At 69.7% G+C, this 25,045-nt stretch carries 20 protein-coding genes; 6 read left to right on the top strand and 14 right to left on the bottom strand.

Annotation, left to right across the window (positions count from 1 at the left end; translation table 11 throughout):
• Window positions 1-72 precede the first annotated feature (72 nt).
• Both H036_RS0117170 and H036_RS0117165 read right to left on the bottom strand, forming a co-directional pair.
• Window positions 73-411 carry a DUF6912 family protein gene (locus H036_RS0117170; protein ID WP_017936041.1) on the bottom strand — a complete coding sequence of 113 codons (339 nt, stop codon included), beginning with the start codon at window positions 409-411 and terminating at the stop codon, window positions 73-75.
• On the bottom strand, window positions 408-1,844 hold the full coding sequence (locus tag H036_RS0117165; RefSeq protein ID WP_017936040.1) for a WS/DGAT/MGAT family O-acyltransferase: 1,437 nt from the start codon (window positions 1,842-1,844) through the stop codon (window positions 408-410). Before H036_RS0117165 ends, H036_RS0117170 begins: the two co-directional genes overlap by 4 nt.
• 52 nt (window positions 1,845-1,896) lie before the next feature.
• Here H036_RS0117165 and H036_RS0117160 point away from each other — a divergent pair, with 52 nt between their 5' ends.
• Together H036_RS0117160 and H036_RS0117155 are read left to right on the top strand one after the other, a co-directional pair.
• Window positions 1,897-2,274, top strand: coding sequence for a hypothetical protein (locus H036_RS0117160; RefSeq protein WP_157417536.1), 378 nt, complete (start codon window positions 1,897-1,899; stop codon window positions 2,272-2,274).
• 3 nt (window positions 2,275-2,277) lie between these two features.
• Window positions 2,278-3,741: a hypothetical protein gene (locus H036_RS0117155; protein WP_017936038.1), complete on the top strand. Its 1,464-nt coding sequence runs from the start codon at window positions 2,278-2,280 to the stop codon at window positions 3,739-3,741.
• Here the strand turns inward: H036_RS0117155 and H036_RS23405 are convergent.
• Window positions 3,704-4,963 carry an AAA family ATPase gene (locus H036_RS23405; RefSeq protein WP_017936037.1) on the bottom strand — a complete coding sequence of 420 codons (1,260 nt, stop codon included), beginning with the start codon at window positions 4,961-4,963 and terminating at the stop codon, window positions 3,704-3,706. The genes H036_RS0117155 and H036_RS23405 overlap by 38 nt on opposite strands.
• 7 nt (window positions 4,964-4,970) lie before the next feature.
• A complete protein-coding gene (locus H036_RS24575) occupies window positions 4,971-5,777 on the bottom strand; it encodes a hypothetical protein (RefSeq protein ID WP_017936036.1) in 807 nt (268 codons plus the stop codon).
• A 106-nt stretch (window positions 5,778-5,883) separates the two neighbouring features.
• Here H036_RS24575 and H036_RS0117140 point away from each other — a divergent pair, with 106 nt between their 5' ends.
• Entirely contained in the window at window positions 5,884-6,126 is a 243-nt protein-coding gene (locus tag H036_RS0117140; protein WP_017936035.1) for a helix-turn-helix domain-containing protein, read from the top strand.
• Window positions 6,127-6,175: 49 nt separating this feature from the next.
• Here H036_RS0117140 and H036_RS0117135 read toward each other — a convergent pair whose 3' ends face one another.
• Complete coding sequence (locus H036_RS0117135; RefSeq protein WP_017936034.1) at window positions 6,176-6,637, bottom strand: hypothetical protein; 462 nt, start codon at window positions 6,635-6,637, stop codon at window positions 6,176-6,178.
• Window positions 6,634-7,221: an RNA polymerase sigma factor SigE gene (sigE, locus tag H036_RS23395; RefSeq protein WP_017936033.1), complete on the bottom strand. Its 588-nt coding sequence runs from the start codon at window positions 7,219-7,221 to the stop codon at window positions 6,634-6,636. The genes H036_RS0117135 and sigE overlap by 4 nt, the downstream gene beginning before the upstream one ends.
• A 138-nt stretch (window positions 7,222-7,359) precedes the next feature.
• On the opposite strand from sigE, the gene H036_RS0117125 reads away from it, so the two are divergent.
• Window positions 7,360-8,022, top strand: coding sequence for an O-methyltransferase (locus tag H036_RS0117125; protein WP_017936032.1), 663 nt, complete (start codon window positions 7,360-7,362; stop codon window positions 8,020-8,022).
• A 93-nt stretch (window positions 8,023-8,115) separates the two neighbouring features.
• Here H036_RS0117125 and H036_RS0117120 read toward each other — a convergent pair whose 3' ends face one another.
• The 7 genes from H036_RS0117120 to dapE all read right to left on the bottom strand — a co-directional run bounded on the left by H036_RS0117120 (window position 8,116) and on the right by dapE (window position 13,275).
• Window positions 8,116-9,648 carry a leucyl aminopeptidase family protein gene (locus tag H036_RS0117120; RefSeq protein WP_017936031.1) on the bottom strand — a complete coding sequence of 511 codons (1,533 nt, stop codon included), beginning with the start codon at window positions 9,646-9,648 and terminating at the stop codon, window positions 8,116-8,118.
• 2 nt (window positions 9,649-9,650) lie between these two features.
• Window positions 9,651-9,818, bottom strand: coding sequence for a DUF3117 domain-containing protein (locus H036_RS25000; protein ID WP_017936030.1), 168 nt, complete (start codon window positions 9,816-9,818; stop codon window positions 9,651-9,653).
• Between the two features lie 85 nt (window positions 9,819-9,903).
• Window positions 9,904-10,683, bottom strand: coding sequence for a M14 family zinc carboxypeptidase (locus H036_RS0117110; protein WP_017936029.1), 780 nt, complete (start codon window positions 10,681-10,683; stop codon window positions 9,904-9,906).
• Window positions 10,684-10,692: 9 nt separating this feature from the next.
• Window positions 10,693-11,112, bottom strand: coding sequence for a hypothetical protein (locus tag H036_RS0117105; RefSeq protein WP_017936028.1), 420 nt, complete (start codon window positions 11,110-11,112; stop codon window positions 10,693-10,695).
• On the bottom strand, window positions 11,112-11,486 hold the full coding sequence (locus tag H036_RS24570; protein WP_232421894.1) for a DivIVA domain-containing protein: 375 nt from the start codon (window positions 11,484-11,486) through the stop codon (window positions 11,112-11,114). The genes H036_RS0117105 and H036_RS24570 overlap by 1 nt, the downstream gene beginning before the upstream one ends.
• Window positions 11,483-12,217 carry a TIGR00730 family Rossman fold protein gene (locus H036_RS0117095; RefSeq protein WP_017936026.1) on the bottom strand — a complete coding sequence of 245 codons (735 nt, stop codon included), beginning with the start codon at window positions 12,215-12,217 and terminating at the stop codon, window positions 11,483-11,485. The genes H036_RS24570 and H036_RS0117095 overlap by 4 nt, the downstream gene beginning before the upstream one ends.
• Window positions 12,214-13,275 carry a succinyl-diaminopimelate desuccinylase gene (gene dapE / locus H036_RS0117090; protein ID WP_036488979.1) on the bottom strand — a complete coding sequence of 354 codons (1,062 nt, stop codon included), beginning with the start codon at window positions 13,273-13,275 and terminating at the stop codon, window positions 12,214-12,216. Before dapE ends, H036_RS0117095 begins: the two co-directional genes overlap by 4 nt.
• Before the next feature lie 282 nt (window positions 13,276-13,557).
• Between dapE and H036_RS24565 the strand changes: the two genes are divergently transcribed.
• Complete coding sequence (locus H036_RS24565; protein ID WP_157417534.1) at window positions 13,558-19,584, top strand: putative Ig domain-containing protein; 6,027 nt, start codon at window positions 13,558-13,560, stop codon at window positions 19,582-19,584.
• A gap of 31 nt (window positions 19,585-19,615) precedes the next feature.
• Window positions 19,616-21,601, top strand: coding sequence for a phospholipase C (locus tag H036_RS0117080; protein WP_017936024.1), 1,986 nt, complete (start codon window positions 19,616-19,618; stop codon window positions 21,599-21,601).
• Between the two features lie 87 nt (window positions 21,602-21,688).
• Here H036_RS0117080 and ileS read toward each other — a convergent pair whose 3' ends face one another.
• Entirely contained in the window at window positions 21,689-24,985 is a 3,297-nt protein-coding gene (gene ileS / locus H036_RS0117075) for an isoleucine--tRNA ligase (protein ID WP_017936023.1), read from the bottom strand.
• Between the last annotated feature and the right edge of the window lie 60 nt (window positions 24,986-25,045).

The raw sequence follows: 25,045 nt of genomic DNA, 5'->3' as shown, positions 1-25,045 counted from the left end.
TACGGCTCGAGAGGTCACGTTCTGCGGGTTGAGTGTCCCGACCTGGACACTCGACCCGCGAAAGGTGACCTCTCAACGCAGCAGGTCGGGGACTTCCTGGGTCGCGAACCAACCGAGGTCCTCCTCCGAGTCGGCGTCGGGGTCTCGGTCGGCGACGTCGGCGTGTACGGCGACCACGTCGGCCCAGTCGGCGGGCGCATAGGCCGACTCGACCACCACCACGAACCGGCGCCCCGGGCCGTCCAGCAGGTCCGCGGATGCGTCGGCCGCCGACATGAGGGCGGCGTACTCGCCCTCCTCGGTGTCGTCGGGAGCCTCGAACGCCTCGGCGAGCGCGGTGGCGGGGATGAGCCCGTCTGCGTGCCACGCGGCGAGCGAGGCGGCGGTGGCGGGGACATAGATGCGCGTCATGAGTCGCTCTTCTTCCTGCGGCCGCGCGGCACCTGGTGGCGGCCGCCGTTGACGGTGTCGAGCAGCTCGTCGAGTGCCTCGAGGAGGCATTGGCCGAACACGTCGGCGTCCGGGACGAGATCGCGGTCGGCGGTGATCCCGAAGAACACCCGACCGTCGTAGGAGGTCACGCCGATGGCCAGCGCCTGGCCCGGCAGCAGCGGGTTGACCGGATAGCTGGCGAGCAGGGTGGCACCGGCCGCGTAGCGCGGCGTCTGCGGTCCGGGCACGTTGGTCACGCTGACCTGGAAGCCGTGCGGATCGGCCTCCGCCGCCACCCGCGCACCCACCGCGTGGAACGTCGTCGGCGCGAAGCCGGTGATCCCGGTCAGGTGCTCGGCCGGGATCGCGCGGCCGGTCTGCTTGTGCGTCTCGAACGAGTAGGAGACCTGGTGCAGCCGGACGACTGCGCTGGGCTCCCCCACCGGCAGGTCGACGTAGTGCGCGGTGACCGGCGCGCCGAGCGAGGTGTTCTCCAGCAGGTCGTCGTTGACACTGATCGGCACCAGCGCGCGCACCTGCCGCAACCCTGACAGGGACTCCGCCCTGGTCATCAGCCAACCGCGCAGGCCACCGGTGACGACGGCGAGGATGACGTCGTTGACGGTGCCCCCGTGGGTGTCACGGACCTTGCGAAAGTCGCCCAGCGAGGTCTCCAGCGTCACGATCAGCCGCTGCTGGGAGAGGCTCCCGGACAGCGGGGTGGCTCGATCCTGCCGTCGGCCGGTGATCGCCTCGACGACGTCCAGGGCACGGCCCGCGGTGTCGGCAGCGACCCGCAGCAGCGAACCGCCGGTGCGGCGTGCGGTGGAGGAGAGCGTGTCGACGTCGGTCAGGGAGTCCCTGACCGCACCGATGACCAGCGCGGCGTTGCTCTCCCGGCGCGGGTTCCAGGCGTCCTCCGCGAGCGGCTTGGGGTCACGACCGACGTCGAGCAGCAGCTGGTTGAGGTCGACGGTGTGCACGCCGTCCACCAGCGCCTGGTGGACCTTGGTCAGCAGGGCGACCCGGCCTTCGGCGAGCCCCTCGACGTAGTAGATCTCCCACAACGGCCGACCACGGTCGAGCGGGCGGGAGATGATCCGCCCCACCAGGTCGCGCAGCTGGTCCAGGGAGCCCGGACGAGGTACGGCGGAACGGCGCACGTGGTACTCGATGTCGAAGCGTTCGTCGTCGACCCACACCGGGTTGGCCAGCCGACCTGGGATGAGCTGCACCCGCTGGCGGTAGCGCGGAACGAAGGAGAGCCGGTCGGCCACCAGGTTGAGCAGGGTGTCGTAGTCGAACCCGCTCTCCCCCGGCTCGAGGATCTCGATGCTGGCGAGATGGTGCTGCGTGGTCAGGGTCTCGCGGGTCAGGAAGGCCAGATCGCGTGCGGACAGGCGGTCACCCATCACCCACCCCCCTCTCAGCCGGCTCTTTGGCCAGCATGGGATTCTGACAGACATGCGACGACTGATGGCGATCTCGGTTGTGCTCCTGGGCACCACCGGCCTGCTTGCCGGCTGCGGCTCCTCGAACGCCAACGATGCGAACGGTACCGGCGCTACGTCCAGCAAGCCGCTTGTCATCGACATCACGTTCAGCGGTGAGACCGTGACGCCCAACGGGGAGCGGGTCAAGGTCGGGGTCGGCCAGGAGGTCGACTTCCGGGTCAAGTCCGACGCGGCCGGCGAGATCCACGTGCACTCGACCCCGGAGAAGCAGCTCGCCTACAGCGCCGGCACCACCGAGATCAAGGTCGGCTCGTTCGAGCAGCCCGGCCTGATCGAGGTCGAGTCGCACGCGCTCGACAAGACCATCGTCCAGCTCCAGGTGCAGTAGACCGTGAGCGGTGACGTCACGCCGCTCGCGCACGGCATCGGCGGTCGTCAGGACCTGCCGGTACCGCTCGAGACGGCCATCATCGCCGCGGTCGCGGCCCTGGTGATCAGCTTCGTGGTTCTCGCCTGGACCGTACGCCGCCGAGACGGCGTGACCGCCCCCGAACCGGCCGGCGTGGCAGCCGGGGTCGGCGTCGGGGTCGGCGTCGGAACAACGGCGGCGGCCGAGGTCGCTGCCGGGGCCGCTGCCGATGGCACGCCGGCGCCCGCCGCGCCGCGACGTACGGGGCGATCGGCCGGGCTCGTCGCCCAGATCGGTGCGATCGTCGACTCGCGCGGCTGGCGCGTCGGGCTCCGCGTGGTCGGGATGCTGCTGTTCGCCTACACCGTGATGGTGTCGGTCTTCGGCCAGGACCTGGAGATCAATCCGGTCTTCGGCATCTTCTACATCTGGTGGTGGGTCGGCCTGGTGCCGCTCTCGCTGCTCTTCGGTCCGGTCTGGAAGGCGATCAGCCCGGTCCGCACGATCAACGCCGGCATCAACTGGTTGCGTCGCGACGACGAGGGCCTCTACGACTACGACGAGGCCCGGTTCGGCTACTGGCCGGCGGTTCTCGGCGTGCTCGCCTTCACCTGGATGGAGCTGATCTACCCGCACAACTCCTACCTCGGCCCGGTCCGGCTGTGGATGGCGCTCTACCTGGCGGCGATGCTGATCGGTGGCCAGCTGTGGGGACGGCGGTTCTACGAGAACGCGGACCCGTTCGAGGTCTACTCCTCGATCGTCGCCAAGCTCTCGATCTGGGGACGTGACGCTGAAGGCCGGCTGGAGGTCCGCAGCCCGCTGGCCAACCTCGACACCCTGATGCCGCGCGCCGGTCTGGTCGCGGTGGTCTCGGTGCTGTTCGGGACGATCGTCTTCGACTCCTTCCGCGACTCGGTGCCCTGGCTGAAGTTCACCCAGGGCGACAACGTCGTGGCCCGGCACGCCTACCTCGCCGACAACATCGCGCTCGTGCTCTTCCCGCTCGCTGTGGGCGCCTTCTTCTGCATCGGGACGATGCTCACCGGCGTCGGCGACGACCTGGATCGCCGCCAGCTGCCTGGCCTGCTGGCACCGTCGCTGGTGCCGATCGTGGTCGGCTACGTGGTGGCCCACTACATGAGCTACTGGTGGGAGGGTGGCCAAGCGACCCTGGTGCAGGTCAGCGACCCGTTCAGCAACGGCGCCAACTGGTTCGGTACGGCGAACCTCAAGGTCAACTACTTCTTCGCCTACCATCCGACGCTCCTGGCCAACCTGAAGGTGCTCGCGGTGGTGATCGGCCACATCCTCGGCGTGATCTCCTCGCACAGACGCGCCGTCGCGGTGCTGCCGCGCCGTCACATGGTCACCGGGCAGATCCCACTCCTCGTCACGATGATCGGGTTCACCGTCGGCGGGCTCTACCTGCTCTTCGCCGCGTAGCTCTCCGTCTGACCGGCTCGGTGTCGGTCGAGCCGACGTCGGGGAGCATCTGCCCGGCCACGGTGGCGATCGCCTTGGCCAGCGGTGACTCCGGAGCAGCCTCGGTCAGCGTGCGGCCGAGGACCAGCGCCTTGTCCACGGCGACGCGGTCCTCGGGCAGGAAGTGCAGCCCGACGGGCCGGACCAGGCCTGTGACCATGCCTGCGATGTCGCTCTCGTTCCAACCTAGGCCGGGCCGCATCCGGTTGACCACCACCCGCACCGCAGCTCCCGGCAGCCGCTCGCCCAGGTCCACCAGGCCGCGCGCGAGCCGGCCGAGCCCGACCGGGTCGGCGGAGCCGACGACGAGCAGCTCGTCGGCGGCCTCCAGAGCCTCCAGGGTGAGCTGGTTGCGGCCGACACGCGCTGTGGGGTCGATGGGCTCCTCCAGGCTGAACCCGGTGTCGACCACCACCTCCCCGACCTGCTGGGCCTGACGCAGCAGCTCGGTCAGCACCCCGGCGCGGATCTCGGTCCAGCGGTCGGGCCGAGGCAGGCCGGTCAGCACCGCCAGGTGGGAGCCGAGCAGTCGGGCGGCGGGCCCCAGACCGGTGCGGGACGCCGCCAGCAGGCCGGAGACCTCGTCGAGGATGCCGAGTTGCGGGGCGATCGCTCCGCCGTACGGATCGGCGTCCACCAGCAGCACCGGCCTCGAGCGATGCGCGACGGCGGCCGCCACCGCGGCCGCGACGGTGCTCCTGCCTGGTGCGCCGGCCGGCCCCCAGACCACGATCAGCCGTCCGGCGGCGAGGCCTGCGGCGAGCCCACCCGAAGGCTCGGCACCAGGGGTCTGCATGGAGGCGGGCCCGATCATTCCGGGCGATGGCGGGTCGGGGGCGACGACGACCACCGGCAGCGTCGCCAGATCATCCTCGGCCACCACCCGGCCGATGCCGGCCCGACCGGCAGCGCTACGAGCTGCGTCCTGGGCGCCGCTGGCAGCGGGAAGGACGCCGACGATCCGCACACCGTGATGCCGCAGCAGGTCGACGATCCGCACGTCGAGGCCTGGCGCATCCATCGCCACCACCGCCGCCTCCGCTTGGCCAGCCGATGCGGCGGCGGCGAGGTCGTCGACATCGACGCAACGACGGAGCACCACCAGGCCGGGCGCGCGCTCCAGGATGCCGAGCGCCACCGGCTCCCAGACGGCGCCCGCGGCGAGGATCAGGACCGGAGTCATCGCTGCCTCATCCAGCCGGCCGGAGCACGACGGTGATGGTGGGGTCGGTGAGCCCGGCAAGAAGGCCGAAGAACTCCTGGGCGCGCTTCTCCGGCATCGCCAGGATCAGCTGGCGCTTGCTCTGACCGCTGCCGAAGGCGTCGTCGGGTCGCGGCGCCGAGACCACCGTCACCGCGCTCAGCACGGGGGTGGTGACGTCAGCGTCACTGCCCCCGTCACCACCCACGTCGCGCCCGGCATGGCCGCTCGCCGCCGCACCGGACCCGTCAGAACGGGAGCTGTCCGCCGCGGCATCCGGGCCGGCGGCGGCATCGACACCGCTCGCGCCGACGACGTACACATCGATCACCGAGCCGCTGGCCACCGCCGGCGGAACCTGGGCAGGATCGACCGCGAGCGGGACCTGGACGGTGTCACTCGCCGCTCCGACGGAGACGGCCGATCGGGGCAGCAGCTCTCCATGCCCGACCGCGCGAGCGAGCAGGACCTGGGTGGGCATCTCCGCGTCGGCCCGGTAGTAGCCGGCGAGGTCGGACGCTGCGGCGAAGTGCACCCGATGCACCTCCAGGTCGGCCCTGCTGAGCGTCGCCCCGGCCCCGGCGTCGGCCTTGACCGACCAGACCGCGACGGTGTCGTCCGCCGCTCCGAGGACGCGGACGCCGACGACGACGCAGGCCGCGATGATGGCGATGCCGATCCACAGGCGCGGATCGCGCCAGCCCGGCCGGGTCGCCCTCACAGCGGACGGAGGCGAGGTGGTGGCGCCGCCGACGGATGCCGTCGCCGCGGCCGAGCTCCCGAGAATGCTTGTCACATCCGGATCATGACCTCTAGGTAATTCCAGTAAACCTGCGATCTCGTTATCCACAGGTCGCGCGTCCGTGCCCCGCACGGCTAGGTCGGGATGGGATCATTGCTGCATGCCAGGGACCCCACGCTTCCTGACCCTTGCCGACGTGGCGGAGACGCTGAACACCTCCTCGGCGCAGGTCTATGCGCTCGTGCGCCGCGGCGACCTGCCCGCCATCAAGATCGGCGGCCGAGGCCAATGGCGGGTCGAGGCGAGCGCGCTGGAGGAATACATCCAGCAGCTCTACGTCGACACCAAGGCGTTCGTGGCCGAGCACCCGTTCCTCGAGGCGACGGACAGCGCCGAGCTCTGACCCGCCCTCGACCGCCCGGTCGCGGCGATCAGGGCCGATCAAGGGCCGCTCAGGGGGCAGGCTGGCGCAGCGTCGCCACGATGGGGGCGGGCGCGACAGAGTTGACCGACGCAGCCGGAAGCGGCGTGGTCGGAGCCGATGCGGGCGCGGCACCGAAGGCGAGCACACCCATCACCGCAGCGCCAACGGCGCTGCCGCCGAGCGCGGCCAGGCCGACCGTACGTCGGTGGGAGCGCGATTCGATGTACTCTCCGTGGAAGCCGAAGAAGACATCTCCCGGAGCCCCGAGCAGGGTGCCCTTGAGCGAGTCCGGCACTGCTCGTGCGGTGGGGTCGTGACTCAGCCCGGCGAGTCGGTTCTTGAGCCAGCCCTCGCGCTCCACCCGGTCACGGCAGATGTGACACGTCTGCACGTGCTCCCAGGCCCGCTCCTCGTCCTCCACGCAGAGCTGGCCATCGAGCAGCGCACTGGTGCGGTCTCCGAGGTGACCTCCGCCCCAGCCCGCGATCACGAGGCTCCGCCCCAGAGGACCTTCGGACCGGAGTAGCGCAGCCGGCCGGCGCGCGGGGCGCGGTGGGCGAGCGCATTGCGGAGCATGGCGCGTCCGCGGTGGATGCGGGAGCGGACGGTGCCGAGCTTCGCGTCGAGGATGTCAGCGATCTCCTCGTAGGAGAGGCCCTCGACGTCACACAGCACCACGGCCGCCCGGAAGTCCGGCGGCAGGGTGGCGAGCGCGCGCTCGATGTCGTCGTCGAACCGCTGGTCGGTGTAGGCGACGTCCGGCGTCGGGGCGGCGCTGGTCAGGCGCTGCGCACGCTCATCGGAGAGCGCGTCGAAGCGGATCCGCTGCTTGCGCCGCGCCTGGTCCAGGAACAGGTTGGTCGTGATCCGGTGCAGCCAGCCCTCGAAGGTGCCGGGCACGTAGCTGTCGAGCGAGCGGAACACCCGGACGAACACCTCTTGGGTGAGGTCCTCGGCGTCGTGACGGTTGCCGGTCAGGCGGTAGGCGAGCCGGTAGACACGGTCGGAGTGCAGCTCGACGACCTCGTCCCACGACGGGACGCCTGTCGGCTGCGCCTGCTGTTCCGTGCTCATCTCGTCGCTCCTTGCATCTGACCGGGACCTTCTCCTCCACCGTAAGCAAAGCGTCTGAAGGCTTCCTGTGACATTCCAACGAACTTCCCCGGCCAGCCGTTCCCGACCAGGGTAGGCCGATCGGGATAGGTTTGCCTCATGGCAAGCCAGCAGTTCCCGCCGCCCGCCGCCGCCAGTTGGACCTTCGCGGAGCAGTACGTCGCCGAGGACGAGATCCTGGCGGCTGCTCGCGCACGCGCCGAGGAGGTCGGGGTGACCCCGATCAGCCCCGGCAGCGGCGCCGCCCTGCGCTTCCTGGCCTCGGTGCTCGACGCCCGCGCGGTCGTCGAGATCGGCACCGGCACCGGCGTCTCGGGGCTGTGGCTGCTCCGCGGCATGCGGGCCGACGGCGTGCTCACCACCGTCGACGTGGAGACCGAGCACCAGCGGCTCGCCCGGCAGACCTTCACCGACGCCGGCGTCCCCACCCAGCGGGCGCGGACGATCGCCGGCGCTGCCCTCGACGTACTCCCCCGGCTGACCGACGGCCACTACGACATCGTCTTCTGCGACGGCGACAAGACCGAGTACGCCGCCTACCTCACCGAGGCGCTGCGGCTGCTCCGGCCCGGTGGCGTGGTGGCCTTCGACAACGCGCTGTGGCACGACCGCGTCGCCGACCCGGCTCAGCGCGACGCCGAGACCGTCTCGATCCGCGACCTCGTCCGCGAGGTGGCCGCACACGAGGAGCTGACGCCGCTGCTGCTGCCGGTGGGCGACGGCCTGCTGGTGGCGAAGAAGGAGTGGGTCCCCGAGGCCTAGGCCGGATGGGATCTGACCGCGAGAGGTCACTTTCCGCGGGTTGAGTGTCCACGTACGTGGACACTCAACCCGCGGAAAGTGACCTCTCGACCGTTAGAAGCCGGCCAGCGGGTCCTGTTGGCCCAGCCAGGTCAGCAGCAGTCTCGCGCCGAAGCCGGTCGGACCTTGGGTCCACTCCCAGCGTTCCTCGGGAGCATCACCGATCGACGCGACGTCGAGGTGCGCCCACGGCAGTCCGCCGGCGAAGTGCTGCAGGAACAGAGCCGCGGTGATCGCACCAGGCCCACCGCCCGCGTTGTCGGCGTCGGCGACGGTGGAGGCCAGCTTGTCCTCGTAGGCCGCCGCCAGCGGCATCCGCCACAGCGGCTCGCCGGAGACCTCGGCCGCCTCGGCGAGCATGCCGGCGAGCACGTCGTGGTTGGCGAAGTAGCCGCCCAGGTGCTGACCGAGCGCCACCTTCATCGCACCGGTCAGCGTGGCGATGTCGACGAGAGCGTCCGGCTTGATCTTCTCCACCGCGTAGGCCATCGCATCGGCCAGGACGAGGCGACCCTCGGCATCGGTGTTCGTCACCTCGCTGGTGCGGCCGCCGTAGTGCCGGATCACGTCGCCGGGACGCAGCGCCGCACCGGAGATGGCGTTCTCGGCCGCGGCGATCAGGCCCACCACCTTGATCGGGCAGCCGATGTCGGCCAGCGCCGCCATCGTCGAGAGCACGACGGCACCACCGGTCATGTCGCGCTTCATCGTGACCATGCCCTCGGCGGGCTTGATCGAGAGGCCGCCCGTGTCGAAGGTGATCCCCTTGCCGACCAGTACGACGGTGGGCGTCTTGCGACCGGCCCTCGGCGGCGTGTAGTCGAGCCGGATCAACCGGGGAGGCGTCGCGGAGGCCTTGCCGACGGCGAGGATGCCGCCGAAGCCGTCGGCCGCGAGCTGCTCCTCGTCCCACACCTGCACCTTGAGGCCGGCCGCGTCGGCGACCTCGCGGGCCTGCCCGGCCAGCCATGCCGGGTTCTTCAGGTTGGACGGCACGGTGGCCAGGAACCGTGCGCGCCAGCCGGCATGCCCGAGGACCTCGGCCCGGGCGAGGGCTGCGGCGTACTGGCCCGGGGAGAGGTCGGCCAACGTGATCGTCCCGGCCGCGTGCCACTCCGGCCCGGTCGAGCGCCAGTTGAAGTTGAAGGACCCCAGGATCGCGCCGACCACGAAGGCCTCGAGCCCGTAGTCGGGCTCCAGCGCGGGGATCGACGTCGCCACCGATGCGACGTCCCGGGTGGCGCGCGCCAGCGCCGCTCCGGCCCGGCGGAAGTCGTCGCGCCGTTGCGCGCCGACCCCCACCAGAAGGATTCGCTTGAGCGTGCCCTGGCCCTCCGGCAGCGGCACCGACACGACCTCGCCGGCCTTGCCGGTGGCCCGCTCGCTCTCCAGGATGCCGAGCAGGTCGTAGCGCTCGTCGAGCGCCACGGCTCCCGGTCCGATCACCAGTGCAGAGTCGGCCTCGGCCCCGACCAGCGGGACCGCGACCGGCAACGCGACGACCTCGGCATCGAGATCGTCGGGACCGCCGGTGGCGAGGACGAAGCGGGGCGGGGTGACCTGGGGCGGGAGCGTCGAGACGGCCACGATCAGCCGACGACGTCCTTGAGCGCCTCACCAAGGGCTCCGGCCTCGTCGGCGTTGAGCTCGACCACGAGTCGACCCCCGCCCTCGAGCGGAACGCGCATCACGATGCCGCGGCCCTCCTTGGTGACCTCCAGCGGACCGTCGCCGGTCCGTGGCTTCATCGCCGCCATGCGTGGCACCCCATTTCAAATCGGAAACAGCCGGTGTCTGGCTCTCAGTGCGGGGACCATTATCCCCTATCGCAACGCGCCATGTTCAGCGATGCCCACCGAAGAGCCGCAAAAGCGCCTTCGGCGCCTGCACGCGAAGGGTGCGCGAGGCGGGGTGGGCGCCGTACTCGACGGTGATCGCGGTGCCCGGAAGATGCGCCTCGAACCACTGCGTCATGGTGCCGCCGCACACGCCGCCACACTTCACGTGCGAGACCGGAAGGTGCAGGGCGCGAGACACCTTGTGCGAGAACGCGGGCCGACGTGAGTCGACGTCGACGCCGTGCAGCGGCTGGTGGAAGCTGATCAGCCGCTCGGGCTTCACCTTCAGCAGGAAGCTCATCATCGCCCGGGTCTCGGGCTCGCTGGCGGCCTTGGGACCGGAGCCGTAGTGGCCGGTGGTGTGCACCCAGTGGGTCGGGAAGTTGCGGTTGAGGTCGACGCCGTGGGCGTTCTGCCGGGTGTCGGCAGCCAACCCGTCCGGGTTCATCACAGGCACGACCCACAGGTCGACGCCGTGGATCTTCCTGCCGTCACGCAGCGCCTCCGGGATCTTCTGGATCTGGCGCTCGTTGCCGTGCATCGTGCTGACGATCATCATCGTCGGGATGCCCGGGCCCTGCTCGCCGAGGTGGTAGGCGACGATCGGGCGATGCTTGACCGAGTAGCCGATCACCACCCTGTCCACCACGGCGGCCCGAACGGCCGCGGGTGCGGCCACGGTGGGGGCCGCCCCCCGTCCGGCGTACGCCGAGGGCGACGTCGCCGCCGTCAGCACGCCGACGGTGACCAGGGTGGTCAGTGCTGCGCCGAGTCGCAGGTTCACGAGCGTTCCTCAGACTTTCTGCATCAGGTAGGCCCACGTCATCACGATCGCGATGACCAGCATGCCGCCATGGGCCAGGAGGGAGAGCCACGGCCCGGCCGACCAACGGTCCTTGCCGCTGCTGCCGGCGTGGCGACCGCGACTGGGCAGCCACCGGATGAGCATCAGCATGCCGAAGATGACCACCAGCCACCAGAAGCCCAGCCCGAAGATGCCCATCCCCGCGCCACCGAGCAGGGTGTCGTCGGGCGCGACCAGGAAGATGGTCCAGATCACGAAGCCGAGCGCGCCGCAGACCGTGTGCCAGAACGCCCAGCGGCTGCTCACCGCGGCGCGGCCAGCAACCCGGTCCTGCCGCCAGCGCAGTCGCGTCAGCAGGACGATCAGGGCGGCGAGAGCGGTGAGGACGTAGACCACGACCGCTGCCATCAGGCCGGGTCCTCCGCTTCCCCGGCCGAGGCGGACGACCCGTCGCGCACCACATCCGCGGTGCCCGCGTCGCCCGTGTCGTGCGTGCCGTGGTGTGGCGCCGGCAGCGCCAGGGGCGCCGGCTTGCCGGTCGCCTCCTCCAGCTGCTTCGCGAGCCGGGAGAGCAGGGCGTCGACCTCGGACATCCGGTAGCCACGCACGGCCAGCGAGAAGCGGACGGCCTTCAGCTCACCGGGGCCCAGTGGCCCCTCGGCGGGCACGAACACGTCCGGGCGGTCGTCGTACTCCTCCTGGAGGGGCGTGCCGCGGCCGGCGGCGACCACCGCGATCGAACCGATGGCCAGCACCACCAGGATGGCGAACACCCACATCATGACGCGTCCCTCGCCTTCACCATCAGCTCGACCGCCTCGTCCACGTCATCGGTCAGGGTGAGCATGTCCAGATCGGACTGCGCGATGCGTCCTTCGGGCAGCATGGTGTTGCGCATCCACTCCACCAGCCCCTCCCAGTGCCGCACGCCGAGCAGCACGATCGGGAACTGGGTCACCTTGTGCGTCTGCACGAGGGTCATCGCCTCGAACAGCTCGTCGAGGGTGCCGACACCGCCGGGCAGCACGACGTATCCCTGGGAGTACTTGATGAACATCGTCTTGCGGACGAAGAAGTAGCGGAAGTCGATGCCCAGGTTGACGTAGTCGTTGAGCCGGGCCTCCCAGGGCAGCTCGATGCCGAGGCCGACGCTCGTGCCGCCGACCTCCGCTGCGCCCTTGTTGACCGCCTCCATCGCGCCGGGTCCACCGCCGGTGATGACCGAGAACCCGGCCTGCGCCAGTGCTGCGCCGAGCTTGACCCCGGCCTCGTACGTCGGGTCGTCCGGCTTGGTGCGGGCACTGCCGAAGACGCTGATCGCGGGGCCGAGGTCGGCGAGGTCGTTGAACGCCTCCACGAACTCGGCCTGGATCTTCATCACCCGCCACACGTCGGTGTGGTTCCACTCCGACAGCCCGCGGTTGTCGAGCAGACGCTGGTCATTGGTCTCTCCGCCAGGGCGCGCGCCGGGATGCCTCCCCGTGCCCGGACGGGCGCCGTTGAAGCCGGTCATGCTCGCAGCCACTCCTTCAACACGTGTTCACACTCCGTCAACTCTGCGGTAGGAACATACTCGTCACGCGTGTGCGCGAGCTGAGGATCGCCGGGCCCGAAGTTGACCGCAGGTACGCCGAGTGCGCTGAACAGGGCCACGTCGGTCCAACCGAACTTCGGTCCGGGCTCGGTGCCGACCACCTCCAGGAACGCCTTCGCGGCCGGCCGGTCCAGCCCGGGCAGGGCACCGGGGGCGCTGTCGGTCACGACGACGTCGTACGGCGCGAAGAACTCCCGCAGGAAGGCCTCCGCCTCGGCCTGCGATCGGTCCGGGGCGAACCGGTAGTTGACCGTCACGACGCACTCGTCGGGGATCACGTTTCCGGCCACGCCGCCACGGACGAAGACCGCGTTGAGGCCCTCGTGGTAGGTCAGGCCGTCGATCACCGGCTGCCGAGGCTCGTGAGCCTCGAGCCGGCGCAGCAGGTCGCCCGCCTTGTGGATGGCGTTGACGCCCGCCCAGGACCGCGCGCTGTGCGCCCGCTCCCCCGGCACGGTGACCTCGACCCGGATGGTGCCCTGGCACCCGGCCTCGACCCCCGCGTTGCTCGGCTCCATCAGGATCGCTAGGTCGGCCTGCAGGAGATCGGGCCGCTGCTCGGAGAGCTTGCGCAGGCCGTTGTGCTCGCTGGCCACCTCCTCGCAGTCGTAGAAGACGAAGGTGACGTCGCGGTTGTAGGCGCCGAGCGCGGCCGTCTTGAGCATCACCGCGAGCCCGCCCTTCATGTCGCAGGCGCCGAGTCCGAAGAGCTTGCCCATCTCGACGTAGCCGAGGGCGTTGTCGTTCTCCGGGACGGTGTCGAGATGCCCGGCGACCACGACCCGCTCGGCGTGGCCCCGGTCGGTGCGCGCGACGACGGTGTTGCCGAAGCGCTCCACCTCCAAATGCGCCAGCGGGGAGAGCGTCGCTTCAACGGAGTCCGCGAGCTCACCCTCGGTGTGACTGACCGACGGGGTGTTGACCAACGCCATCGTCAGGGACACCACGTCGAGCGGCAGCGGAAGGGGGATCGACATCTCGTTCACGAAGGACAGCCTCTCAGGCCGGGGAGCCACTCACGATAACGAGCCCGGCGTGAGCGTTGCGGCTGCGTTCAGCCACGGGGCGTCGTACACCCAAATACCTTGCTGGCGAAAGGTAAGAGGCCAGCCGCGTTCAGTATCTCGACGTCGAGCGTTTACCAAGCGCTGACAGGTTCCCTTCGCTAGTGAACGTCCAACCTCGCGGCACCCCCACATCGCGGCGGCTGGACCCCGCGGACGGAAGGGCCATCGGTGGCACTGAACCAGCGTTTCAAGATGAGGATGGGTCGGCGCATCGCCACCGTCCTGGCCGCGGCGGCGACGACCGCGGCGACGATGACGGCCGTGACGGCGGTGACCGCGAGCAGTGCTCACGCCGCTGACCCGACGGCACCCGATCACCTGGTGATCGCTGCCGTGTACGGCAGCGACGGTGGTGCCTACAACAGCGACTGGGTCGAGCTCTACAACCCGACCGACGCGGACATCTCCCTCGGAACCGTCAGCGGTTCGACGGTGACACCGAGCTACTACCAGTGCTACCGCAGCATCAGCGGCACCAGCTGCAGCTCGATGAAGTTGTACGGCACCGTCCGGGCGCATCACTACTTCCTGATCTGGGACGGCCACAACGCTGCCGCCGGCACCAGCCGCGGCGCTCCGCCTGCGGGCGTCACCCCGGACCTGAACTTCGCGCTCGACGCCGGCAACACCGCGGGCACCTCAACGGATCCCTCCGGCCAGTCGAACACCGGCTTCGGCGGATACAGCACCGGCGGCCAGATCCTCCTGCTCAGTGCGGCGAGCAACGGGACCTACGCCGGCACAGGCGATCTCTCCTCGGCGGCAGCGAAGGCTGCGGGCGTCGTCGACGCCGTCGCCTGGACCAAGTACGCCGCGGGTCCCCCGGCAGTCATCAGCCAGCCGGGGAGCGCCGAGACCGGCGGCTCCACGGTCGTGACCGGCGCCTCGGCGGGCACGTCCAACTCCTACGTCGCGGCCCGCACATTCGTGAACGGGCTCCCGCAGGACACGGACACCAACGCCAGCGACTTCTCCGCGCTCACCACCGCCGACTTCACGATCCACTCACAGGCCAGCGACCACGTCACGGTGGCCAAGGTGAGCGACGCGGAGATCAGCCGTGGTGAGGCTATGACGCCGATCCAGGTGCAGGGCAGCACGAGCGTCGGCACCCTGAGCTATGCGGCCGACGGTCTGCCGGACGGCGTCACCATCGACCCGACCACCGGCATCATCGGCGGCACCCCGAGCGCGACCGCCGACCTCAAGGACTACCCCGTCACGATCGTCGTCACCGACACCTGGCCGACCGGCTCCGAGACGGCGTCCACGACCTTCACGCTCACCGTCAGCAGTGCGCTGCGGGTCGACTCGATCGCGGACGCCTCCGTCCACAAGGGTGCTGCCCTCACGCCGATCGAGGTGACAACGCACGGTGGCACCCCGGACTATAACTTCACGGCCACCGGCTTGCCCGAAGGCGTCGACATCGACCCGAGCTCCGGTGAGATCAGCGGCACTTCGACGGACAAGGTCGGCCACTACGGCGTGCACGTGACCGTGACCGACGGCGGCACGCCTGCAAAGTCGGCCTCGGTCGACTTCGCCCTGGTCGAGCTGCCGAAATCGACGGCGCCCTCCTCGACCGACCCGCTCGCCGGGCTCAAGATCAACGAGGTCACGGCAACCGGTACGCCGGCCGACGACTGGGTGGAGCTCTACAACACCGGCGCCGACATCACCGACGCCTCGGTGAGCCTGGTCGATGGCGACGGTGACTCCTACCAGCTGCCGACCCAGAGCATCGACGCCGGTGCGTACGTCGTCGTCGGCGGCGCCGACCTCGACGCCGCCGGACTCGATCTCACCGCCCAGGACACCCTCGATCTCACCGAGAGCGACGACACCGTGCTCGACGAGACGTCGTGGACGTCGTACCCCTCGACCTCGTGGGCGCGCTACCCCGACGGGACCGGCGACTTCACCGTCTCCAGCAAGGCCACCGAGGGTGCCGCCAACCTGGATCCCGCCCTGGATACCGACCACCTCGTCATCGCGGCGGTGTTCGGCGCCAACTCCGACTCCGCCAGGTGGTCCAACGACTGGGTCGAGCTCTACAACCCGACCGACAACCCCATCTCGCTGGGCTCGATCGACACCACGACGACGCCCAACGCCACGGTCACCCCCCACTACGACCTGTGCTACCGCACCTACAGCTCCACGACCGCCTGCAGCAGCCTCGTCAAGCTGTACGGGACCGTGGCGCCGCACCACTACTTCCTCGTCTGGTACGGCAACGCCCACACGCCTGTGGACCATGGGGCCTACTCCCCCGGCTTCACCCCCGACCTGGACGTCTCGGTCGCAACACCCGCCAACGGCAACCAGTCCAGCAGCAATATGGGCGGCTGCAACACCGGTGGCCAGATCGAGCTGCTCGACGCCACCAAGGGCACCAGCGCCATCAACGGCGACCTGTCCTCGGCCGCCGCGAAGACCGCAGGTGAGGTCGATGGTGTCGGCTGGATGAACGCCTCCACCAACCAGCCCTCGGCGGCGGAGAGCAACGGCTCGTCCAAGGTCACCGGCGTCGACTCCGGCACGAACAACACCTGCGTCATCATGCGAAAGTTCGCCGACGGCTACCCCGTCGACGCGAACGCGAACAGCACGGACTTCACGCCGGTCACGGGCATCGACCGCGTCGCGGTCACGCCCGTCGGCAACACCGAGATCTCGCTCGGCGAGGCGATGAACCCCATCACGGTGCAGGCGCAAGCGATCTTCGGCGCGCTGACCTACTCGGCCGACGGCCTGCCGGCCGGGGTCACGATCGACAAGAGCACGGGCGTCATCAGCGGCACTCCGGGCCCCTCCGACGACCTGAAGGACTACCCGATCACCGTCACCGTCGGCGACGACATGGCGAGCGACACCACCACGACCGTCTTCACCCTGACGGTGAGCAAGGAGCTGCGACTTCAGCCGATCGCCGACACGATCGCGCACCAAGGCACGGCGCTCACCGCCATCCAGGTGCAGGCGCACGGCGGCGGGGCGCCGTACGCGTACGGCGCCACCGGCCTGCCTACCGGGGTGACGATCGACAAGACCTCGGGCCTGATCAGCGGCACGCCGACCGATGCGCTCGGGCGCTACAGCGTGCACGTGACCGTCACCGACAGCAGCGTGACCAAGGACTCGGCCTCCCGGGACTTCACCTTGGTCGAGCTGCCCAATCTCAGCGCCCCCGCCTCGGGTGACCCGCTCGCCGGTCTGACGATCAACGAGGTCAAGGCCACCGGCATGGCGGCCAACGACTGGATCGAGCTCTACAACACCGGCACCGGTGTCACCGGCACGTCGGTCCGCCTCGTCGACAGCGAGGGCGACACCGATCAGGTGCCCGCCCAGAACATCGACGCCAACGGGTACACCGTCATCAGCGGCTCCGCCCTCAAGGCCGCCGGTTTCGATCTCGCCGCCAAGGACACCCTCTACCTCACCGAGACCGACGACACACTCCTCGACTCGACCTCGTGGACGTCGTATGCCGCGACCTCGTGGGCGCGCACCACCGACGGCACCGGCACCTTCGGTGTCTCGGGCCACACCACCAAGGGCAAGGCCAACAACTCGGACGCACCGGCGGTCAATCCGAACGACCTGCTGGTCTCCGAGGTCAACTACGACACCAACTCGACCGACTACTACGAGTACAGCGAGATCACCAACACCACCGACCACGCGATCGACTTCGCCGCATCCGGCCTGACGCTCACCAAGAGCGGCGCCGTCATGACGCTGCACGATCCGTCGGACACGACGGCGACCTCGCCCATCGCCGACCCGGTCATCCCGGCGCACGGCACTCAGCTCTTCTGGTGGGTCGAGACCAACTACCTCGGCGTCAAGACGACCGCGCAGTTCCTCGCTAACTACGGCCTGCCCGCGTCGACGCCGGTGGTGCTGGTGCAGGGCTTCGGCTCGATGGCCAACTCGGGCGGCGACCGCAGCTACGACATCTCGGTCAACCAGGGCGCGACGACGATCTCGCAGGCCTGGGTCGACACGCCCTGCGCTGCCGGCACCGTGACCAAACCAGGCATCAACGGGACCTTGGTCTGCACGCCCACCAACGGCAACTACGCCGAGCACTACGAGCTGCCCAGCGACCTCAGCAACCCCGTCGCGACCGTCTGGTACAACTCGCTGCACAGCGGCGGCGACGACATCAACTACGCCCTGAAGACGGCCCTCAGCAGCCCCGGCACGGTCGACCTCGAGCAGCTCGGCTTCAGCCGCGCGCTGACCCTCGGGGACGTCAGCGGCACTTCCGTGGAGATCGACAACGGGTCGGCTGCGGCCGTGGAGCTCTCGGGCTACGTGCTCCAGACCAAGAACGGCTCGGCGTACACGTTCCCGACCGGCACCTCGGTCGCGGCCAACGGCTCCTTGACGCTCAGCGCGGCCACGTCGGGGCTTGACGTCAGCGAGAGCAACTACGTCGAGCTCCTGGCGCCCCAGGGCTACGACTACACCGACGGTCTGGGCCTGATCGACACCACCGGCCCGCTCCTCCAGGGCGTGCCCTACGGCAAGGATTCAGGCGGCGCCCCGGTCATCGACGTGACCACCGGCCTGCCGTTGCCCCCGGCCGGCGGTCTCTACCGCCCGGCGGGTGTCTCGGCCGACAACGGCACGGTCTACGTCTCCAACACCGGCGACAACGTGCTCGCGTCCCTCACCGGCGGCTCGCTGAGCACCGTGGCAGGCTCGCTCGCCAACTACGGCGATCTGGGCGACGAGGGCCTGGCCACCGCCGCCGAGCTCTACCAGCCCGGCGGTACGGCGAAGGATGCGGCCGGCAACATCTTCATCGCCGACAGCGGTGACAACGTGATCCGCGAGATCACCACCGACGGCAAGATCCACCGCTTCGCGGGCACCGGTCTCGCCGGTGGCGCGGGTGCGGCAGTCACCTCGACCAGCACGCCTGTCACGGTCAACCTCTGGCACCCGGACGGCGTGGCTGTCGACGGTGACGACAACGTCTTCATCGCCGACACGTACGACAACCGCGTCGTCGAGGTCACCGCGGCCGGCGCGATCAAGGTCATCGCCGGCACGGGCAAGGCCGGCTACACCGGCGACGGGGCCGCCGCCACCAGCGCCAGGCTCGCCCTGCCCGCCGGTCTAGCGGTCGACGCCAAGGACAACGTCTACCTCGCCGACTCGGCGAACAACGTCGTCCGTCGCGTCGATGCGTCGAGCGGTGCGATCACGACGGTGGCGGGCAACTACGCCGCCGGCCAGGTGAGCAACGACTGCCTCGGTGGCTACTCCGGCGATGGCGGCCAGGCGACCGCGGCCCAGCTCAACGACCCGCAGGGGGTTGCGCTGGATGGCAGCGGCGACCTGTTCATCGCCGACACGTTCAACAACGCGATCCGCGAGGTCGCGCCCGATGGCACGATCTCGACGCTCGTGAACGTGGGCGGCGTCGCCGGCGCCGAGAGCCTCAGCCCGGTCGCCACTGCCACCCTCCCCGCGAGCACCCGGCTGAACACGCCGTACGCCGTGGCAGTCGACCAGAAGAAGGGTGTCCTCTACGTCGCCGACACCCGTAACAGTGCCATCGCCGATGTGCTGCACGTGGCCTTCTCCGGCGACGCCGCGGGGCCGATCGAGCCCGCCGACCAGGTCGCCGTGACCGGGTCGGGCAAGGCCGCCACGGCGTGTGCCGCGGCCACCAACGGGCCGGTCACGGCCACGACCGCGCCGAGCATCACGGGCAAGTCCGCCGTGGGCTCGACCTTGACCGCGGCGCCCGGCACCTGGACCCCGACACCGGACTCGTTCGCCTACCAGTGGCTGCGCACCGGGGTGGCGATCGCCGGAGCGACGAAGGCGACGTACACCGTCACCGCCGCCGATGCCCGTCACGCCCTCACCGTCTCGGTGACGGCACTCAAGGAGGACTTCGGCTCCACGAGCGCGAACTCGCACCCGGTGAGCATCCCGGCGCCCGCTCCCCCCGTCGTGAAGCCGAACCCGGCCCTGCAGAAGGCGCAGGCCAAGCTCGCCCACGACCGTGCCGTCCTGGCCAAGCACAAGGTCGCCAAGAAGAAGGCGCAGAAGATCCTGCGGTCCAAGCACTCCTCACGGGCGGCCAAGGCGAAGGCGCACAAGAAGATCACCCACCTCAACAAGCTGATCTCCCGGCTCAAGAAGGCCATCAAGGCCGACGAGCGGGCCGTCCGGTCGGCCAGCTGACCGCCTCCGAGAAGAACGAGAAAGACGAACCATGACTGAGAACACCACCTCCTCGCTCGGAGCTGCCAAGGTCTCGCGGCGCACGGTCATCGCCGGCGCCGCGGCGATCGCCGGCGCGGCCGGCATGTCGGGCCTCCTGCCGACCAGGCTCGCGGCGGCTGCCGCCGCCGCCGAGCCGGCCACCTTCGACCTCTCGCAGATCAAGCACGTGGTCTACGTGATGCAGGAGAACCGCTCCTTCGACCACTACTTCGGCACCTTCCCCGGTGTGCGGGGCTTCGACGACCCGACAGCGATGACGCTGCCGAACGGCAACTCCGTGTTCAAGCAGCCCGATCCGGCCAACCCGGCCGGCTACCTCGAGCCGTTCCACATGGACACGAAGAACACCGCGGCCGCCGCCGTACCGTCGCTCTCGCACGACTGGCGCGACCAGCATGCGTCGTGGAACAAGGGCGCGATGGACGGGTGGCTGCACACCCACCTGGCCTCGGACGGGGACACCAAGGGCTCCTACACGATGGGCTACATGACGCAGGAGGACATCCCGTTCCACTGGGCCCTGGCCGAGAAGTTCACCCTGCTCGACAACTACCACTGCTCGGTGATGGGCCCCACCTACCCCAACCGTGCCATCTGGATGTCGGGCACCAACGACCCGCAGGGCCTTCAGGGCGGTCCGATCCTGGAGACGGTGAAGCCGAACGCGCTGAAGTGGCAGTCGGCCGCCGAGGCACTCTACGGAGCGGGCTACACGGTGAAGACCTACAGCAGCTCCGGTTCGTACAACTACTTCAGCTGGTGGGCGAACTTCGCCAACTATGTGGCGGGCGCCACGACCAACGCGATCCCCCAGGAGCTCTACCAGGCGGTGACCAGCAGCGGCACGCTCTTCGGTGACGGCAAGGGCGGCCTGGGCGATCCCACCAGCCCGACCAAGGCCAGCGTCGGCTATTACGGCTTCGAGGAGGACTGCGCCAACGGCACCCTGGCCGACGTGACCTGGCTCTTCCCGGACGGTCCCTACGCCTCGGACGAGCACCCGCCGAACACGCCCGCCGCCGGCGCCTACTTCCTGGCCTCGAAGCTGGAGGCGCTGGCTCACAACGAAGACCTGTGGAACTCGACCGTCTTCATCATCAACTACGACGAGAATGACGGCTTCTTCGACCACGTGCCGCCGCCGGTCCCGGATCCGAAGCTGCACTCCGAGGAGTACGTCGTCATCCCCTCGCCGAGGGGTACGCCGGGTGGCGGCCTGCCGGCCGGTGCCGGCTTCCGCGTGCCCTGCATCATCGTCTCGCCGTGGACGGTGGGCGGCCACGTCTACTCCCAGGTCGCCGACCACACCTCGCCGCTGAGGCTCATCGAGGCGATCACCGCTGCCGGTGGTCTCAACGCGACCCCCGCGACCAAAGGCCTGGACGGCCAGCTGACCGGCCGGGTGCCCGTGACCTTCGGCGCGATCACACCGTGGCGCCGGGAGACCTTCGACGACCTGGCAGGCGCGTTCCAGAGCGCGGCACTCGCCGCGCCCGACGACACCGAGTTCCACCCTGCTACCCGTGAGGCCAACTACGAGGCCCAGCTCGCCGCCTCGGCGCTGGCCATGCCGAAGCGACCCGGCGCCAGCCAGGAGACGCCGCACCAGGACCCGGCGAACGCGACGACGTCGAGTGCCGCGTCGGGCTCCAAGGCGACGGCCGCCAAGACGACGGAGCCGTACGAGCCGGCGGCCGTCGTCAGCAAGGTGCACGTCACCGATGTCGTCCCGGTCGGCCGTCGGGCCGTGCTCACGATCGCCGGTGCGAAGGCGGGCTCACGGATCGTGGTCCGCAACGCCCGCGGCAAGGTCGTCGCGCACGGCCATGCCCACGCCGGTGGTCGTCTGGAGGTCAAGCTGCCCACCGACCACCTGGCGCCGGGCAAGCACGGCTACACCGTGATGTTCGTCGACGTCGATGGGCTGCACCACACCAAGAACATCAAGGTGCACGTCAAGGCCCGCCACCGCTGACGCACGAAGGCGCGTCCGCCGAGCAACGCCCGCCGAGCAACGTCCGCCGAGCTTGTCGAGGCGCCTCGACAAGCTCGGCGGACGTGGTCAGGCCAGCGCGACCGCGACGGTCGCCTTCTCCCCCTCGCCGACGGCGACCTCGGTGCCGTCGGCGGAGTCCACCACGGCGTACGACGTCGCCAGGGTCTCCTGGGCGATCAGCGTCTCGTGCGTGCGCGCGGCGTCCTGCACCGCTGCGCCACCGGCGATGGTCAGCTCGATCCGGTCCTCGACGTTGAAGCCGGCGTCCTTGCGTGCCTGCTGCACCGCGCGGACCAGGTCACGCGCCAGACCCTCGGCGGCCAGCTCCGGGGTGACCAGGGTGTCGAGCACCACGAAGCCGCTGCTGAGCATCCCGACGGCCTGGGAGTCGGAGGCGGCACCGGCGACCGTCTCCAGGGAGTACTCCCCCTCGGCCAGGGCCAGTCCGCCGGCCGTGACGGTGCCGTCCGGGGCCACCGACCAGTCGCCCGACTTCGAGCCCTTGATCGCCAGCTGCACGTTCTTGCCCAGCCGCGGACCAGCCGCCCGGGCGTTGACGGTGAGCCGCTGCTCCACGCCGTACCCCTTGGCCTCCTCGTCCTCGGCGGCCAGCAGCCGCACCGCCTTGACGTTGACCTCGTCGGCGATGATCTCCTCGAAGCCGCCACCGAGGTCAGGCAGGGCGTCGACACCGACAACGGTGAGCCCACCGAGCGGGAGCCGGTTGCGCAGCTTGCGCGCCTTGCGCAGTGCGGAGGTGGCCGAGCAGACGTCGCGGACGGCGTCCATCGCCTCGACAAGCCCGGCGTCCGCGGGCAGGTCCTCGGCCGAGGGCCAGTCGGTCAGGTGCACCGAGCGGCCGCCGGTCAGACCCCGCCAGACCTCCTCGGTGGTCAGCGGCAGCAGCGGCGCGGTGACCCGGCAGACGATCTCCAGCACGGTGTAGAGCGTGTCGAAGGCGCCCTGCTCCTCGTTCCAGAACCTCTCCCGCGAACGTCGGATGTACCAGTTCGTCAGGACGTCGAGGAAGCGCTGGGTGGCCTCGCAGGCGTCGGCGACGTGGTAGAGGTCCAGCGCCTCGGTCATCTCCGCGACGTACGCCCGGGTCTTGGCCAGGATGTAGCGGTCGAGCGGGTCCTGCGACTCGGTCGACCACGACGCCTCGAGCTGGGCGGCGTTGGCGTAGAGCTGGAAGAAGTACCAGCTGTTCCACAGCGGGATCATCACCTGGCGCACCGAGTCGCGGATGCCCTGCTCGGTGACGACCAGGTTGCCGCCACGCAGGATCGGGCTCGACATCAGGAACCAGCGCATCGCGTCAGCGCCGTCACGGTCGAAGACCTCGCTGACGTCGGGGTAGTTGCGCAGGCTCTTGGACATCTTGTTGCCGTCCGAGCCCAGCACGATTCCGTGGCTCACGCAGGAGGAGAACGCCGGCTTGTCGAAGAGCGAGGTGGCCAGGATGTGCAGCGTGTAGAACCAGCCGCGGGTCTGGCCGATGTACTCGACGATGAAGTCCCCCGGGAAGTGCCCCTTCTTCACAGCCGTGCCGTCGAACCACTCCTGGTTCTCGAACGGATAGTGGTTCTGGGCGAACGACATCGAGCCGGAGTCGAACCACACGTCGAGTACGTCGTCGACGCGCCGCATCGTGCTGCGGACGCCCTCGGGACGCGGGTCGTCCGGGTTCGGCCGGGTGAGCTCGTCCACCCAGGGACGGTGCAGGTCGCGCTCGCCGTCCGCGTTGAGCGGCAGCGACCCGAAGTCGCGCTCGATCTCCTCGAAGGAGCCGTAGACGTCGATCCGCGGATAGGCCTCGTCGTCGCTCTTCCACACCGGGACGGGGCTGCCCCAGAAGCGGTTGCGGGTGATCGACCAGTCGCGGGCGTTCTCCAGCCACTTGCCGAACTGGCCGTGCTTGATGTGGTCGGGCACCCAGCGGATCTGCTCGTTGAGCTCGAGCATCCGCTCCTTGAACGCGGTCACCTCGACGAACCAGGAGCTGACGCCCTTGTAGATCAGCGGCTGGCGGCAGCGCCAGCAGTGCGGGTAGGAGTGCTCGTAGGACTCCTGGCGCAACAGCACGGTGCCCGGGGTGACCGGGCCGGAGACGTTCTTCAGGTCCTGGATGATCGGCTTGTTGGCCTCGAAGACCTGCAGGCCGAGGTAGTCGGTGACGGGCGCGGTGAACTTGCCGTCCTTGCCCACCGGCATCACCGCCTCGATGCCCTCGCGGTCGGTGACCTCCTTGTCGACCTCACCGAACGCACCGGCCGTGTGCACCAGGCCCGTACCGTCCGTGGTGGTCACCGCGTCGTCGGCCGCGACCACGCGGAACGCACGCTCGTGGCCGAGGTAGTAGCCGAACGGCGGGGTGTAGGTGAGGCCGAGCAGGTCGGCACCCTTGCCGCGCCACACGATCGGCGGCTCGGCTCCCGGCTCCAGGTCGGGATAGAGCTCCTTCTGGTATGCCGGCACGCGGGCCTCGGCGAGGATGAAGCGCTCGACACTCCCCGAGCTCGACGAGGGGGCCTCGACGACGACGTAGTCGATCTCCGAGCCGACCATCACGGCCAGGTTGCTCGGCAGGGTCCACGGGGTGGTGGTCCAGATCAGCAGCTTCGCGCCGCAGAAGTCGTAGCCGTCGGTGGTCCCAGCCGATGTCACCGTGTACCCGACCGTCACGGCCGGGTCCTGGCGCTGCTGGTAGACGTCGTCGTCCATCCGCAGCTCGTGGTTGGACAGCGGGGTCTCGTCGTTCCAGCAATAGGGCAGGACGCGGAAGCCCTCGTAGATGAGGCCCTTGTCGAAGAGCGTCTTGAACGCCCAGATCACCGACTCCATGTAGTCGGGGTTGAGGGTCTTGTAGTCGTGCTCGAAGTCGACCCAACGGGCCTGGCGGGTGACGTAGTCGCGCCACTCGCCGGCGTACTTCATCACCGACTCTCGGCAGGCCGCGTTGAAGACGTCGATCCCCATCTGGTGGATCTCGTCGGTCGTCTTGATGCCGAGCTGGCGCATCGCCTCGAGCTCGGCGGGCAGACCGTGGGTGTCCCAGCCGAAGCGGCGCTCCACGCGCTTGCCGCGCATGGTCTGGTAGCGCGGGACGATGTCCTTGACGTAGCCGGTCAGCAGGTGGCCGTAGTGCGGCAGGCCGTTGGCGAACGGCGGCCCGTCGTAGAAGACGAACTCGTTCCCGCCGTCAGCACCCGCGTCCCGCGCGTCGATGCTGGCCTGGAAGGTGCCGTCCTGTGCCCAGTAGGCCAGGACGCGCTGCTCCAGCTCCGGGAACCGGGGGCTCGCCGGGACGCCGCCCTTGGAGGGGTCGAGCGACGGGTCGGTGGTGACCTTGGGATAGGTCATCGGGCATCTCCTGGGATTTCGGTGGTTGCGCCTGTCGAAACCCCGGGGACGACTCTCGCC

Source organism: Nocardioides sp. Iso805N (assembly GCF_000364605.1).
Classification (GTDB): domain Bacteria; phylum Actinomycetota; class Actinomycetes; order Propionibacteriales; family Nocardioidaceae; genus Nocardioides.
Note: the sequence above shows the minus strand (reverse complement) of the source record. Positions and strands in the feature narration are given on the sequence as shown.